Genomic DNA, 14276 nt, shown 5'->3' on the forward strand with positions numbered 1-14276 from the left:
CCGCTACCGCACGCGCGGGCCAGCCCCCTGCAGGCTGCTGCGCAGCGCCAGCTTGCGCACGATGGTCGAGAACGCGCGCGTGGCCGCGGCATCGCGCGCCACCGGCGACCACAGCATGCCGGGCGTGCGCACGGGCGTGGGGCTTTCGAGCCGGATGACCACGAGCCCCGAGAGCGGGTTGACCACGTTCGCGGCCACGATGGACGCGAGCTGCGTCTTGGCGACGAGGTCCATCATCGGCGCCAGCGTGTTGATCTCGGCCACCACGTGGGGCTGCGCGCCGCAGGAGCGAAAGCATTCGTCGAGCATCTGGCGCGTGGCAAAGCTGGCCGGCAGCAGCACCATCGGCAGGCGGTGCAGCTCCACCATGCGCACGCGCTTGCGCCGCGCGAGCGGGTGCTTCCTGGCCACCACCAGCACCATCTCCTCGTTGTAGAGCGGCTCGAACTGCAGCGGCCCGGGCACGCTCGGCCGGTAGGCGATGCCCAGGTCCAGCGTGCCCTGCTGCAGGCGCGCGGCGATCTGGTCGGCCGACAGTTCCTCGACCACCACCTTCACGCGCGGATGCCGCGCCTGGAAGCTCGCGATGCAGTCGGGGATGAAGCCGAGGTTGAAGGTGTGCGTGGAGCCCACGCGCAGCTCGCCCGCCACCTCGGAGCTGTCCTGGCGCAGCGCGCCCAGCCCCAGGTCGATCTCGTGCAGGGCCTTGGTGCAGTAGTGCAGGAACTCGTCGCCGGCATCGGTCAGGCTCACGCGCTTGCCGATGCGGTCGAACAGCGCAACGCCGATCTCCTCTTCGAGCTGCTTGATCTGGTGCGACAGCGTCGACTGCGTCACATGCAGGCGCTCGGCCGCGCGCGTGAAGTTCAGCGAGCCCGACAGGGCGATGAAGTAGCGCAGGTGCCTGAGTTCCATGGCGTTCCCCGGGGGCAATGATCGATGGCATCGATGCTAACGATGTAAAACAATCATTTTCGGAATTCGTGGATGCAACCTAAAGTTTCTCCGGCCCCACAACAACGACAGGAGACCTCCCGGTGCAAAAAGTCCTCAGCGGCATCAAGGTGCTGGAACAAGGCACGTTCATCACCGGACCGGCCGCCGGCATGTTCCTCGCGGACCTGGGTGCCGAGGTGGTCAAGATCGAGCAGCCCGGCGCGGGCGATCCGTTCCGCGCCTTTCGCGGCGGCCTCTACAGCCCGCACTTCCAGACCTACAACCGCAACAAGCGCAGCGTCACGCTCAACCCGAAGCTGCCCGAGGATGCGGCCGTGTTCGACGAGCTCGTCAAGGACGCCGACGTCTACATCCAGAATTTCCGCCCCGGTGCGGCCGAGCGGCTGGGCGCTGGCGAGTCGCGGCTGCGGGCGCTCAATCCGCGGCTCGTGTATTGCGCCATCAGCGGCTTCGGGCAGACCGGCCCCGCAGCGGGGCGCCCCGCCTACGACACGGTGGCGCAGGCCGCCAGCGCCTTCCTCAAGCTGCTCGTGAACCCGGCCAACCCGCGCGTGGTCGGCCCCGCGCTGGCCGATGCCATGACCGGCTTCTACGCCGCCTACGGCGTGCTCGGCGCGCTGGTCGAACGGGGCCGCACCGGCCGCGGGCGCGCGGTCGAGGTGTCGATGCTGGAGGCCATGTGCCACTTCAACCTCGACGCCTTCACGCACTACTTTTCCGAGAGCGAGGTCATGGGCCCGTTCAGCCGGCCAAGCGTCTCGCAGTCCTACGTGCTGGAGTGCGCGGACGGCCTGTGGATCGCGCTGCACATGTCCTCGCCCGAGAAGTTCTGGCAGGGCCTGGCCAATGCCATCGAGCGCCCTCGCCTGTTCGCGGACCCGCGCTTCGCCACGCGCGAGGCGCGCATCGCGCACCAGGAAGACCTGATCGCGCTGCTCGGCGACGTGTTCCGCCAGCAGACCCGCGCAACGTGGTGTGCGCGGCTCGAGGCCGAGGACGTGCCGCACGCGCCCATGTACGACACGCGCGAAGCCATGGAAGACCCGCAGGCGCGGCACCTGCAGCTGCAGGTGAGCGCGCCGCACCCCGAGGGCGGCGAGTGGCACACCATCCGCTCGCCCGTGAGCTTCGACGGCGAGCGCTCGCTCGAGGTGACGGCGCCGCCCATGCTCGGCGCCGACAACGCGGCCATCGTCGATCCGATCCGCCAGCGCCTGGGGCAGCCGCCCAACGCCGCGCGCTGACCCCGCGCGGCCTTCCAGACATAACGAGCCAGGAGACAAGACAACCATGACCCCATCGAACGAAAGCGAGCTGACGCAGACCGTGCTGCAGAGCCTCGAGGGAACGCGCGACGCGCGCTTCCTGCAGCTGATGCAGTCGCTGATCACGCACCTGCATGCCTTCATCCGCGAAGTGGACCTGAAGCCCGACGAATGGATGCAGGGCATCGAGTTCCTGACGGCCACGGGCCAGACCTGCACCGACAAGCGCCAGGAGTTCATCCTGCTGTCGGACACGCTGGGCGCCTCGATGATGGTCGTGATCCTGGACCAGCTGCGCGCCGCCGCCGGCAAGCGCGGCCGGGCCGAGGCCAGCGAAGCCACGCAGGCCACCGAGCTCACCGAGGCCACGCACGCCACCGTGCAGGGCCCCTTCTACTGGGAGGGCGCGCCCGACCTGCCGCTCGGCGCCGACGTGGCCCAGGGCGCCCGCGGCGAGCCGACCTTCTACAGCGGCCGCGTCACCGACACCCACGGCCAGCCGCTCCAGGGTGCGCTGCTCGACATCTGGTCGGGCGACGGCGAAGGCGTGTACGACATGCAGCTCGAAGGCGCCGCGATGCAGGCGCGCGGGCGCATCCGCACCGACCACGAAGGCCGCTACTGGTTCTGGTCGATCCGCCCGAGCTTCTATCCGATCCCGGTCGACGGGCCCGTCGGCCGCATGCTCGAAGCGATGGGCCGCCATCCGAACCGCCCCGGCCACATCCACATGATGGTCTCGGCGCCGGGCCATGTGCCCGTGACCACGCACCTGTTCGTGGCGGGCAGCCCGTACATCGAGTCCGACGCCGTGTTCGGCGTGCGGCCGCGGCTCGTCGTCGACTTCGAGTCGCATCCGCCGGGCCGCGCGCCCGACGGCAGGCCGCTGGAAACGCCCTACTGGTCCGCGCACTACGACTTCTGCCTCGAACCCCGACACGCCTGAAAGACCACGCCCATGAAAATCGGAAAGTCCACCGTCCCGCGCACCGCCATCTGCACCTCGGACGAACACACCATCGTCGTGCGCGGCCAGGACCTGTGCCGGGAGCTGATCGGGCACCTGTCGTTCACCGACTATTTCTTCCTGCTGCTCACCGGGCGCCGCCCCGATGCCGCGTGCAGCACCGTGCTCGACGCCACGCTGGTGGCGATTGCCGAGCACGGCCTCGTGCCGAGCGTGCAGGCCAGCCGCATGACCTTCGCGGCCGCGCCCGATGCGCTGCAGGGCGCGGTGGCGGCCGGCATCCTCGGCTGCGGCTCCGTCATCCTCGGTGCGTCCGAAACCGCGGGCCGGCTGTTCATCGACGTGGCGGCGCGCGTGGATGCGGGCGCCACGCTGCCGCAGGCCGCCGCCGCGGCCATCGCCGAACTCAAGGCCGCGCGCGCCGCGATCCCCGGGTACGGCCATCCGCTGCACAAGGAACGCGATCCGCGCGTCGACCGGCTGATCGACGTGGCGACGCAGGCCGGCGCCGACCTGCGCTATGTGCGCATCGCGCAGGCGCTGGAAGAGGCGATCCCGGCCATCGTGGGCAAGGACCTGCGCATGAACGTCTCGGCGGCGATTCCGGCGGTGCTGCTGGGCGTGGGCTTTCCGGTGGCGTCGCTGCGCGGCGTGCCGATCCTCGCGCGCACCGCGGGGCTGATCGCGCACCTTGCGGAAGAGGCCGAGACACCGAGCGGCTTTGCGCTGTCCTACCAGGCCACGCGCGAGCTGCAGTACGAAGGCACCGTGCCCGCGGGCTTCGGGGAGGCGCGGTGACGAAGCGACGCGCCATCCTGGCCGTTGCCGCAGCAGCAATGCTGGCGCAGGGCAACAGCAGCACATGGGCGCAGGCGGGCGACGCGCGGCCCCTCAAGCTGGTCGTGCCCTTCGCGGCCGGCACCACGACCGACATCGTGGGACGGGTGCTGGCCGAAGCCCTCGGGCGCCAGCTGTCGCAGGCGGTGATCGTCGACAACCGGCCCGGTGCGGGCGGCGCCATCGGCAGCGAACTGGTGGCCCGCTCGGGGGCGGATGCACACACCGTGCTGCTGGGCACCGTGGGCACGCATGCCATCAACGCGACGCTCTACAAGCGCCTGTCCTACCAGCCGCAGCGCGACTTCGTGCCGCTGGGCTTCGTCGGCGCCACGCCCACGCTGCTGGTCGTGCCCGCCGCCGCGCCGTGGAAGACGGTGGCCGATCTGCGCCAGGCCAGCGGCAAGTCGGTGAGCTTTGCCTCGGCCGGCAACGGCACCTCGGGGCACCTGGCGGGCGAGTTGCTCAACCTGCGGCTCGGCAAGGACTTCGTGCACGTGCCCTACCGCGACGGCGCCCAGGCGCTCACCGAGGTGATGGCGGGCAATGTGCAGTTCATGTTCTATCACCCGGCCGCCGTGCTGCCGCAGATCCGCGCCGGCAGGCTGCGCGCGCTGGGTGCATCGAGCGCCCGGCGAAGCATGGCCGCGCCCGACGTGCCCACGCTGGCCGAGCAGGGCATTCCGGATTTCGACCTGGTCGCATGGTTCATGTTGTATGCGCCGGCCGACATGCCCGCCGCGCAGCGCGACCGCCTGCGCGAGGCCACGCAGGCGGTGCTCGCGCAGCCCGCGGTGCGCGACAAGCTCGCGGCCCAGGGCATCGAGCCGATGGCGATGAACGCATCGGACATGGCCGCCTTCGCCGCGGCCGAGATCGCGAAGTGGGGCGAGGCCGTGCGCCGCTCCGGCGCGCAGGTGGATTGAAGTAGACAGAACAACCCAACAAACGGGCACCCATCAGCCCAAGGAGACAAGCCATGCGTTCGACAAAAAACCTCGTCAAGAAGATGCTCGGCGTGGTGCTGGGCCTTGCCGGCATCCTGGCCACGGGCCATGCAAGCGCCCAGGCCGCGGAGTGGCCCACCAAGCCGATCCGGATCGTGGTGGGCTTCGCGCCCGGCACGCCGCCCGACATCTTCGCGCGCATGTACGGCGACTATGCGAGCCGCAAGCTCGGCGTGCCGGTGCTCATCGACAACAAGCCCGGCACGGCCGGCAACCTGGCGTCGGACACCGTCGCCAAGGCGCCCGCGGACGGCTACACCTTCCTCTACAACCTGTCGACCGCGTTCACGATCAACCCGTACATCTACAGCAAGCTGCCGTTCGACCCCGAGAAGGACCTGGTTCCCGTCGCCACCACGATGCGCCAGGGCCTCGTGCTGATCGCCAACACCAAGTTTCCGGCCAAGACCCTCAAGGAGCTCGTGGCCGCGGCCAAGGAAAAGCCCGGCACCTATTCGCACGCCTCGTACGGCGCGGGAAGCCCGTCGCAGCTGATCGTCGAATCGCTGAAGGACGAGGTGGGCATCACCATGCTGCATGTGCCCTACCGCGCGAGCCCCATCGCCGATCTCGTTGGCGGACAGGTCGACACCTTGATGGAACCCATCGCCACGGGCTACCCGCTGATCAGCAGCGGCCGCGTGCAGGCGCTGGCCTACTCGGGCCCCACGCGGCACCCCGCGCTGCCCGATGTGCCCACGCTCTCGGAGGTGATGCCGGGCTTCTCGATGATGTCGTGGCACGGCATCTGGGCGCCCGCGAACACGCCGGCCGCGGTGCTCAACCGGTTCAACGCGGTGTTCGTCGAAGCGAGCAAGGACCCGGACCTTGCCAAGCGCATCAAGGATCTCAACAGCGAGCCGCTGGGCGTCACGCGCACCGAGATGAGCGCGATGGTGCGGCGCGACGCGGAGATCTACAGCCGCGTCGTGAAGGCGCGCAACATCCGCGTGGATTGACCTGCCGCGCCCATCGGCTTCCACTCCTCACGGCCCTTAACATCGGCCGTGATGACCGCTTCACTGCCACCCGAAATCATCCCGCAGCTGGCGCAGGCGCGCGCCGTTCTCGAGCGCCACCTGGCCGGCACGCTCCAGGCCATCCACCTGTTCGGCTCCGCCGTCGATGGGGGGCTCAAGCCGCACAGCGACATCGACCTGATGGTGACCGTGGAAGCGCCGCTGGCCGCGCAAGTGCGGCATCCGCTGATGACGGACCTGCTGTCGGTCTCGGGCAGCCCCGGCGCCGGCGGACCATGGCGCCCGCTCGAAGTGACGGCCGTGGTGCGGGACGAGGTCGTGCCCTGGCGCTATCCGCCGCTGCGCGAGCTGCAGTTCGGCGAATGGCTGCGCGAAGAGTTGCAGGCCGGCATCGTGGAGCCGGCCATGCCGGACCATGACCTGGCGATCCTGCTCACGAAGCTCCGGCAGCACAGCGTCTGCCTGCTCGGCCCTCCCGCGGACGAACTGTTCGACCCCGTGCCGCGCGCCGATTTCTCGCAGTCGCTGCTGGACACCGTGGCGCAGTGGAACAACGCGCCGGACTGGCAGGGCGACGAGCGCAATGTGGTGCTCGCGCTCGCGCGCATCTGGTTCAGTGCCTGTACCGGCCAGATCGCGCCCAAGGATGCCGCCGCCGCATGGGCGCTGGAGCGCCTGCCCGGCGAGCACCGGCCCGTGCTGGCGAGTGCGCATGCGGCTTACCTGGGCCATGCACCGGACAACTTGGCCGATCGTCCTACCCAGCTCGCGGCATTCGTGCGCTACACCAAGGCGCTGATCGAGGGTGTCGTCTGCGCAGGCCCCGCGCCCGCGCGGTGAGCCATTGCGCCAGTCGCACCCCGCCAGGCTTTCCTCCAGGCACGACGAAAAGGAGAGACACGGATGTACGTCATCATGGGCGGTACGGGGCATGTCGGTTCGGCGGTCGCGCAGGCGCTGCTCGGCCGCGGCGAAGCAGTGACGATCGTCACGCGCGACGCGAAGCGCGCAGGCGCGTGGCGCGCAAAGGGCGCCGAGATCGCCGAGGCGAATGCTGAAGACGTGGCGTCGCTGCGCGCGGCGTTGCAGCGCGGGCGCCGCGCCTTCCTGCTCAATCCGTCCGCGGACACGTCGGCGGACACCGACACCATCGAGCGGCGCACGGTCGCCAACATCCTGCAGGCGCTCGAAGGCTCGGGGCTGCAGAAGGTGGTGGCGGAATCGACCGGCGGCGCGCAGCCCGGCGAGCGCATCGGCGACCTGAGCGTGCTGTGGGAACTCGAAGAGGGCCTGCGCCGCCAATCCATTCCGGCGGCCATCAACCGCGCGGCCTACTACATGAGCAACTGGGACGGACTGCTCGATACGGTGCGCAGCACGGGCAGGCTGCCCACGATGTTCGACCCCGAGCTTGCCATTCCCATGGCCGCGCCGCACGACCTCGGCGAGATCGCGGCCCGCAGGCTGGTGTCCCCGCTCGACGACGTCGGCATCCGCTACGTGGAGGGCCCGCGGCGCTATACCTCGGCCGACGTGGCAAGGGCGTTCTCGGAGGCGCTCGGCCGGCCGGTGGAACTGGACGTCACGCCGCGCGGCAAGTGGAAGGCAGCGTTCCGCGACCTCGGCTTTTCCGAAGCTGCCGCGGACTCGTATGCGCGGATGACCGCGGTGAGCGTCGACAGCGGCTTCGAGATGCCAGGCGACGCGCTGCGCGGCTCGACGACGCTCGAGGCCTACATCCGCGGCCTGGTGGCGCGATCCTGACGGCACCGCGCCACCCACCCATGTTCAGGCAGCGAGCACCTGCAGGTTGCCGACACCGGGCAGCACGCGCAGCGTGGCTGCGGTCCTCACCGAATAGTCGCGGCTCAGCACCGTGCTGATCTCGATGTAGTCGCAGCGCGCTTCGGCCGGCGTGAGGGTCAGCACCGCATAGCCGCGCTTGCTGGTCTCGGCGTAGCGCAGGTCGTCGACCATGCGCCGGAAGCCATCGGCCAGCAGGTCGTTGGCAATCAGCGGCAGCGCCCGCTCGAAGCCGGGCGACGACACCGAGGAAGTGCCGAACTCCACGCCGACCCGCTGCCCGGAGGCGTCGGTGAGGTTCCCGGCCCAGGCGTTGTGCGTGTCGCCGGCCAGCGAGATCAGGTTCTTGCCCTGGTTGCGCGCCATGGCAAGCACCACGTCGCGCGCGGCCGGGTAGCCGTCCCACGCGTCCAGGTTGTAGGGCACCTTCTGCTGCGTGATCAGCGCGCGCTGGCTGTCGCTGCGGGCGGAATCCGGAAGCGCCTGCGCCGCCAGGTAGGCGCTCAGCGTCTCGAGGCTGAAGTCGGTCGCGATGCTCACGGGGATGGCCATGCGCATCATGAGCACCTGCTGGCCGAGCACCTGCCAGGTGCAGGGCGATGCGGCCATGCGCTGCGACAGCCAGTCCACCTGCGGCTGGCCCATCAGCTGCCGCGTGGCCGCCGAAGCCTCGCCGGCCAGGTACTGCGAGAGCGTGACCTGCTTGTCGCGGCCGATCAGCCGGGTGTCGAGCATGTGCATCGAAGCCAGCGTGCCGAAGTCGAAGGAGCGGTAGATCCGCAGCGGGTTGGCCGGGTCGGGCAGCCGCGTCGGCAGCCACTCGTGGTAGGCCTGCACGGCGGCCGCGCGCCGGGCCGCAAAGCTGCCCTCGGTTGCTTCGTCGTGGTTCCCGGCGCCGCCGGACCATGCGCCGTTGGCCAGGTCGTGGTCGTCCCACACCGCGATCATGGGCAGCCGCGCATGCAGGGCGCGCAGGTCGCCGTCGGTGCGGTACTGCGCATGGCGCAGGCGGTAGTCGGCGAGCGTCAGGATCTCGTGGTCGGGGTTCGATGTGCGGTCGATCGCAATGGCCAGCTGCGACGCATAGCCCACCACCCCGTACTCGTAGATGTAGTCGCCCAGGTGCAGCACCACGTCGATGTCGGTGCGCTTGGCAATGTCGGCATAGACGTTGAAGTAGCCGCTCGGGAAATTGGAGCACGACACCACCGCCAGCCTGGCCTGCGACACGCCGCCCACCGGCAGCGTGCGGGTGCGGCCGATGGGCGAGTGGTCGTTGCCCATCAGGAAGCGATAGAAATAGGTGCTGGCCGGCTGGAGCCCCATGGCGTCCACCTTGACCGTGTAGTCGTGCTCGGGGCCGGTGCTCGCGGTGCCGCGCGCCACGATGATGCCGAAGCGCTCGTCGCTGGCCACTTCCCACTCGACGTTGAGAGTGCCCGGCGCGGCGGCCGTCACGCGGGTCCAGAGGATCACGCGGTCGGACAAGGGATCGCCGCTCGCGATCCCGTGCTTGAACACCGAGTTGGAGTCGTCGGGCGGACGCCCTCCCCCCACTCCGCCGCCGATGCCCCCTCCTCCTCCTCCTCCTCCTCCGCCGCCGCCCCCGCCGCAGGCGGTCAGGCCGATGCCGCTGCCCGAGAACATCGCGAACAGCACGGCGCTGCGCAGCAGCGAGCGCCGGGTGGTGCCGCTCAGGGCTTGCGGGGGGTCGGTGTCTGCATCATGAACGGCATGGCTTGCCTCGCCGTTGTTCTTCTTCTCGTCGTGGATGCGCATGGCAGTCTCCTGATCCGCCGACGGCAAGACGCACGGCACGCCTCGGTCCCCGTTCGACGTCGGCGCCATTTGAATGTGAGGACCTTGGTTTTCAACGTAGGCTGCCGCCGATGCGCGCGTCAGCCGGGAGCGCACGGCGTGCCGTCAGTTCAGGGTGTCGGCGGCCACGATGCACAGCGCTCCAACCGCGCATGGCGCATTCCCGCTGCGAACGCCTTCTACGCCTGGGCCATTCCCCGCATCAATGTAAGCAGGGCATGTTCGAGGTCTTTCTCGAAGTCGTACCGCAGGCTCTTCAACTCGGGGAGCTCGGTCACCTGCGCGGCCATCCCCGCCGGGTTGCTGAGCGGCCACAGCCCGATGATGAGCGGCAGCGAATGCTTCACCACCTGTTCGAAGGCCGGCACCGGCATGGCGGGCACGCGGGCATGGAAGTCCCGCGCTGTCTGTTGGCGGACCGCCAGCAGGCTGCCCTTGAAGTCGACCATGCGTTCGAACGACACCTTGCGCTCGAGGATGGACGGCAGGATGCTGATCAGCCGGCAAAGCAAGGGCCGTGCAGAAATGGTCGAGGCGAAGACGCGGGCAATGTGCTCGACGCTCGCGCCGGCCTTGCCGCCGCGCGCCAGTGCCGCGCCCAGCTCGGCATGCCAGCCTGCGAATTCTTCGACGAGCAGGTCCATCAACACCGCCTCGCTGCTTTCGAAGTACCGGTAGACGTTCGACTTGGTCATCTGCGCCTCGCGCGCGAGTTCGTTGATGCCCAGGTCGAGGGCCTCCGGGCTCCGGTGCAGCATTTCCCGGGCCGTGGCCAGCAGATGGCGGCGCCGCTCTTCCTTCTGCTCGGCAGAGCGGGCGCGTACGTAGGGGATGGGCGAATTCATGCGGCGATCACACTCCATTTGCTAAAAGACCGATGGTCTGTTACATTACAGACCGTCGGTCTCCAATCTTGCCTGAAAGCAAGGATGCCGGCCACCTCCAGCATCACAGCGGCTTCAACAAAGGCGAACATCATGGCTACCAACATCGACTCCTGGGTTCTCATCACTGGTGCATCCAGTGGTTTTGGCGAAGAATTCGCAAGGCAATACGCGGCCAAGGGCCACCCGCTGATTCTGGTGGCGCGCCGGCTCGATCGGCTGCAAGCCCTGGCTGCGGCGCTGCAACAGGAGTGGGGCACCAGAGTCATCGTGGAACAGGCCGACCTGTCGGACGTGGCCGCCGTCCACGCGCTGCACGCCAGCCTTCGCGAGCGCGCCATCAAGGTCGAGATCCTGATCAACAACGCAGGCCATGGCCTGCAGGGTACTTTCCTCGACACGCCGATGCAAAGCGCGCTGGACATGCTGCAACTGGACATCGCAAGCCTGACGGTCATGACGCGGCTCTTCGGCGAGGACATGCGCGCACGCGGCCACGGCAAGATACTGCTCGTGGCCAGCATGCTGGCTTACTTCGGCGTGGAAAACATGGCCGTCTATGGCGCAGCCAAGGCCTATGTGCTGCGCCTTGGCGATGCCTTGCACCGTGAGTTCAAGCGCGATGGCGTGACGGTGACCTCGCTGTGCCCCGGCATGTCCGACACCGGCTTTGCGCAGGCCGCAAAGCAGAAGATCACATGGGGGCTCAAGCTGCTGATGATGAAGCCGCCACCGGTGGTGCGGGCGGGAATCCGGGCGCTGCACGCCGGCCGCGTCAGTGTCGTTCCAGGCTTCAACAACAAGGCGGCCGTGGCGATGGTGTGGGCAACGCCGCGATGGCTGCACCAGGCCCTCTTTGCGCGCGTCATGAACAGTTGAGCGCGTTGCGCAGGCCCCCAGCGCCGCCGCCAGGTGCCTGGCCAACTCACAATGCCGTCTTTTGCCCTGGGAGCCGAAGATGGACAAAACCGGAGATGTCGCGGACGACCTGATGGCCCTGGTCGCCGTGGTCGAGGCAGGCGGGTTCAGCGCCGCGAGCCAGCGCTTCGGCATTCCCGTGTCGCGGCTCAGCCGCCGCATCTCGGGGCTCGAGAAACGCCTGAACGTCAGCCTGATCGTGCGCAACTCGCGCAGGTTCAAGGTGACCGACATCGGACAGCGGATGTATGCGCACGGCGCGAACATCCGGGCCGAAGCGCAGCGCGCGCTGTCCGCCGCGCGCGACAGCCTGGGCGAGGCATCGGGGACGCTGCGCATCTCGTGTCCCATCGCCTTGAGTGCCATGCTCGTGGGCCCGCTGGCCATCGACTTCAGCTTGAGGCATCCGCGCGTGGCGATCACGCTCGACGCAACCGACGGCCGGCCCTCGGCATTCAGCGATCCCGTCGACCTGTTGATACGTCCTTCGGTCAAGCCGCTTCGCGACTCGAGCCTGGTGATGCGCAAGCTGGCCGACGTTCCCTACGTGCTCGTCGCATCGCCCAAGGTCCGCGACGCGCTGCCGGGTGCCATGCTCCCCGCGCAGCTGCAGGGCTGCCCCGCGATCGGCTGGACGTTCATGCCGCATGCCGCGCGCTGGTTGCTGAGCCACGCGCGCGAGGGCGACGCGGAGATCGATGTGCGCGTGCAGTTCACGAGCGACAGCCTGCTGCAGATCCGCGAAGCTGCGCTCGCGGGGCTCGGTGTGGCGCAGCTGCCCGCGTCGATGTGCACCGCGGACTTCAAGGCCCGGCGCCTCAGCCTGATCGCACCCGGCTGGACGCCGCCGCCGATCTCGCTTTTTGCGCTCTATCCCTCGCGGCGCGATCTCACCATCGCGGGGCGCCTTTTTCTGGACGAACTCTGCGAAGCGGCCTCGGCGCTGGGAAAGCCGGGCCAAGGCAACGCATTTTTGGAAAGCTGAGTTGCGCCGCCGGCCCTGTCATGCGGCGGTCATCCTTCCTAGACTCGCCACCGCTTCGGCACCATCCGGGCCGGCGAACAAGGAAGCACATGACGACTTCGAGCGACCCATGCGAGCACTCGGCAACCAACCGGCGCCGGTTCATCCTTTCCGCCGGCGCATTGGCCGCCTTGCCGCTGAGTGGCTGCGGCGGTGGCGGCGGCAGCAACAGCAGCTTTCTCCCGTTGCCCGCTGCGGCGACGCCACCCGCACCCGCCCCTGCACCCGCGTCCTCGCCGGCCCCGGCACCCATGGTCGAAACGAGCTCCGGCACATTGAAGGGCCAGCGCACGGCCGATGACGCCGTCGCGTTCTTCCTCGGCGTCCCGTATGCGCAGCCGCCCGTCGGCGCCCTGCGGTTTCGCTCGCCGCAGCCGTACCGGGCCCCGGGCGGCGTGTTCGACGCCACGGCCTTCGGGGCCGCCAGCCTGCAGACCTTGCCGGCATACGTGACCTGGATCTATCCCTCCCCTGCCGTTCAGAGCGAGGATTGCCTGACGCTGAACGTGTGGGCGCCAAGCCAGCGCCGCAAGCTGCCCGTCGTGGTGTGGCTGCACGGCGGCGCATGGCGCACCGGCGCCACCAGCATGCCGCTGATGAACGGCGAGGCTCTTGCGCGCAAGGGCGTGGTCGTCGTCACCGCCAATTTCCGGCTCGGCGCGATGGGCACGCTGTCGCACCCGGACCTCGTCGATCCCGACACCGGGACGCAAGCCAACTGGCAGCTGCAGGACCAGATCGCGGTGCTGCAGTGGGTGCGGCGCAACGCCGAGGCTTTCGGTGGCGATCCCGCCAATGTCTGCCTCATCGGGCAGTCCGCCGGCGGCACGAGCGGCGCGATCCTGGCGCAGAACCCGGTGGCGCGGGCCTGCTTCCAGAAGGCCATGCTGTTGAGCCCGGCCGGGGTGCCGGCGCCCACCGGCTTCACCCTGGCCGACGCCGGGAGGTATGCCGAAGCGCTGGCCGCCAGGCTGCAGACCACGCCCTCGGGCCTGCGCGACATTCCGGCGTCGACGCTGCACCAGGCCGAACTCGCGCTCAATGCGCAGCCGCTGCCGGCGGGCATCACCTCCGGCCGGGGCTTGCGCGCAGCACCGATCATCGACGGCCAGGTCTGCCTTTCCGACTGGACGCGCACCGCGTGGCCAGGCGATCTTCCCCTCGTGATCACCAATACGCTGACGGAAGGATCGTTCTTCCTCGATGCCTACGACCCGATCACCCAGGCACGGCTGACGCCGGCCTTGCCCGCCAGCCGCGCCGAGCTCCTGGCCCTGGTGACACCACAAGCAGGTGGCTCGCAGGCGAACGCCGATGCGGTGATCGACGCCTACACCGATACAGCCGCACGCGAAGGCCGGTCGACCGCGCCGGGTGATGTGTGGATCGAGATCTATGGCGACCGCGTCCTGCGCAACTTCAGCGTGCGCTATGCCGCCAAGGTTGCCGGCGACGGAGGCAATGTCCGATACGCCACCTATGCGCATCAGATACAGGCGCCGGGGCGCGGCGTGCCCCATTGCGCGGAATTGCCCATGCTGTTCGGCAGCTTCGGGCTCGACTACTACCGGGACAAGGTGGGAGCAGGGGCTGCCGAAGCGCAGCTGTCGGACGCATTGATGACCGCGGTGCTGTCGTTCGCAAGCGATGGGAATGCGCGGTTGGCGCCAGAGCTCGGCTGGCCGCGCTTTTCGGGCGCGTCGGACTCCGCGGCGGCGTCGTTCGGCGGACAGAACGCCGCGGTGGCGACGATCGGCCCGGTACCCAAGGTCGCACAACTGGGTGTCTGGGACGCCTTGCTCGGCTATTGAGTCAC

13 protein-coding genes are annotated in these 14276 nt (G+C 69.1%); 10 read left to right on the plus strand and 3 right to left on the minus strand.

Annotated features, from left to right (window positions below; all coding sequences use genetic code 11):
• Positions 1-3: 3 nt before the first annotated feature.
• Positions 4-915, minus strand: coding sequence for a LysR substrate-binding domain-containing protein (locus VPA02S_RS17545; protein WP_018904719.1), 912 nt, complete (start codon positions 913-915; stop codon positions 4-6).
• A gap of 122 nt (positions 916-1037) precedes the next feature.
• Between VPA02S_RS17545 and VPA02S_RS17550 the strand changes: the two genes are divergently transcribed.
• The 7 genes from VPA02S_RS17550 to VPA02S_RS17580 all read left to right on the plus strand — a co-directional run bounded on the left by VPA02S_RS17550 (position 1038) and on the right by VPA02S_RS17580 (position 7777).
• Positions 1038-2201, plus strand: coding sequence for a CaiB/BaiF CoA transferase family protein (locus tag VPA02S_RS17550; RefSeq protein ID WP_062364965.1), 1164 nt, complete (start codon positions 1038-1040; stop codon positions 2199-2201).
• Positions 2202-2247: 46 nt separating this feature from the next.
• Positions 2248-3168: a dioxygenase family protein gene (locus VPA02S_RS17555; protein ID WP_062364966.1), complete on the plus strand. Its 921-nt coding sequence runs from the start codon at positions 2248-2250 to the stop codon at positions 3166-3168.
• Between the two features lie 12 nt (positions 3169-3180).
• Positions 3181-3987: a citryl-CoA lyase gene (locus VPA02S_RS17560; protein WP_018904722.1), complete on the plus strand. Its 807-nt coding sequence runs from the start codon at positions 3181-3183 to the stop codon at positions 3985-3987.
• Between the two features lie 38 nt (positions 3988-4025).
• Entirely contained in the window at positions 4026-4952 is a 927-nt protein-coding gene (locus tag VPA02S_RS17565; protein WP_062364967.1) for a Bug family tripartite tricarboxylate transporter substrate binding protein, read from the plus strand.
• A 53-nt stretch (positions 4953-5005) separates the two neighbouring features.
• On the plus strand, positions 5006-5992 hold the full coding sequence (locus VPA02S_RS17570; protein ID WP_062364968.1) for a Bug family tripartite tricarboxylate transporter substrate binding protein: 987 nt from the start codon (positions 5006-5008) through the stop codon (positions 5990-5992).
• Between the two features lie 51 nt (positions 5993-6043).
• The gene (locus tag VPA02S_RS17575) at positions 6044-6853 is read left to right on the plus strand and encodes an AadA family aminoglycoside 3''-O-nucleotidyltransferase (RefSeq protein WP_018904725.1); all 810 of its coding nucleotides are present in this window, start codon (positions 6044-6046) and stop codon (positions 6851-6853) included.
• 63 nt (positions 6854-6916) lie between these two features.
• Positions 6917-7777 carry an NmrA family NAD(P)-binding protein gene (locus VPA02S_RS17580; RefSeq protein WP_062364969.1) on the plus strand — a complete coding sequence of 287 codons (861 nt, stop codon included), beginning with the start codon at positions 6917-6919 and terminating at the stop codon, positions 7775-7777.
• A gap of 24 nt (positions 7778-7801) precedes the next feature.
• On the opposite strand, the gene VPA02S_RS17585 is transcribed toward VPA02S_RS17580, so the two are convergent.
• Both VPA02S_RS17585 and VPA02S_RS17590 read right to left on the minus strand, forming a co-directional pair.
• Complete coding sequence (locus VPA02S_RS17585) at positions 7802-9595, minus strand: alkaline phosphatase D family protein (RefSeq protein WP_062364970.1); 1794 nt, start codon at positions 9593-9595, stop codon at positions 7802-7804.
• A gap of 218 nt (positions 9596-9813) precedes the next feature.
• Entirely contained in the window at positions 9814-10479 is a 666-nt protein-coding gene (locus VPA02S_RS17590) for a TetR/AcrR family transcriptional regulator (protein WP_062364971.1), read from the minus strand.
• Between the two features lie 84 nt (positions 10480-10563).
• On the opposite strand from VPA02S_RS17590, the gene VPA02S_RS17595 reads away from it, so the two are divergent.
• The 3 genes from VPA02S_RS17595 to VPA02S_RS17605 all read left to right on the plus strand — a co-directional run bounded on the left by VPA02S_RS17595 (position 10564) and on the right by VPA02S_RS17605 (position 14271).
• Positions 10564-11397: an SDR family NAD(P)-dependent oxidoreductase gene (locus tag VPA02S_RS17595; protein ID WP_218002181.1), complete on the plus strand. Its 834-nt coding sequence runs from the start codon at positions 10564-10566 to the stop codon at positions 11395-11397.
• Between the two features lie 79 nt (positions 11398-11476).
• A complete protein-coding gene (locus tag VPA02S_RS17600) occupies positions 11477-12421 on the plus strand; it encodes a LysR substrate-binding domain-containing protein (protein WP_062364972.1) in 945 nt (314 codons plus the stop codon).
• An 89-nt stretch (positions 12422-12510) separates the two neighbouring features.
• Positions 12511-14271 (plus strand): carboxylesterase/lipase family protein, encoded by a 1761-nt coding sequence (locus VPA02S_RS17605; protein ID WP_244883567.1) that lies wholly within the window; start codon positions 12511-12513, stop codon positions 14269-14271.
• The last annotated feature ends 5 nt before the right edge of the window (positions 14272-14276 follow it).

The sequence above is a fragment of the Variovorax paradoxus NBRC 15149 genome, assembly GCF_001591365.1.
Classification (GTDB): Bacteria; Pseudomonadota; Gammaproteobacteria; order Burkholderiales; family Burkholderiaceae_C; genus Variovorax; species Variovorax paradoxus.

What these genes read in the sequence shown, in the direction of transcription:
- VPA02S_RS17545 (WP_018904719.1), bottom strand. Translation starts at nt 915, where the DNA reads ATGGAACTCAGGCACCTGCGCTACTTCATCGCCCTGTCGGGCTCGCTG.
- VPA02S_RS17555 (WP_062364966.1), top strand. Translation starts at nt 2,248, where the DNA reads ATGACCCCATCGAACGAAAGCGAGCTGACGCAGACCGTGCTGCAGAGC.
- VPA02S_RS17560 (WP_018904722.1), top strand. Translation starts at nt 3,181, where the DNA reads ATGAAAATCGGAAAGTCCACCGTCCCGCGCACCGCCATCTGCACCTCG.
- VPA02S_RS17565 (WP_062364967.1), top strand. Translation starts at nt 4,026, where the DNA reads ATGCTGGCGCAGGGCAACAGCAGCACATGGGCGCAGGCGGGCGACGCG.
- VPA02S_RS17570 (WP_062364968.1), top strand. Translation starts at nt 5,006, where the DNA reads ATGCGTTCGACAAAAAACCTCGTCAAGAAGATGCTCGGCGTGGTGCTG.
- VPA02S_RS17575 (WP_018904725.1), top strand. Translation starts at nt 6,044, where the DNA reads ATGACCGCTTCACTGCCACCCGAAATCATCCCGCAGCTGGCGCAGGCG.
- VPA02S_RS17580 (WP_062364969.1), top strand. Translation starts at nt 6,917, where the DNA reads ATGTACGTCATCATGGGCGGTACGGGGCATGTCGGTTCGGCGGTCGCG.
- VPA02S_RS17585 (WP_062364970.1), bottom strand. Translation starts at nt 9,595, where the DNA reads ATGCGCATCCACGACGAGAAGAAGAACAACGGCGAGGCAAGCCATGCC.
- VPA02S_RS17590 (WP_062364971.1), bottom strand. Translation starts at nt 10,479, where the DNA reads ATGAATTCGCCCATCCCCTACGTACGCGCCCGCTCTGCCGAGCAGAAG.
- VPA02S_RS17595 (WP_218002181.1), top strand. Translation starts at nt 10,564, where the DNA reads ATGCCGGCCACCTCCAGCATCACAGCGGCTTCAACAAAGGCGAACATC.
- VPA02S_RS17600 (WP_062364972.1), top strand. Translation starts at nt 11,477, where the DNA reads ATGGACAAAACCGGAGATGTCGCGGACGACCTGATGGCCCTGGTCGCC.
- VPA02S_RS17605 (WP_244883567.1), top strand. Translation starts at nt 12,511, where the DNA reads ATGACGACTTCGAGCGACCCATGCGAGCACTCGGCAACCAACCGGCGC.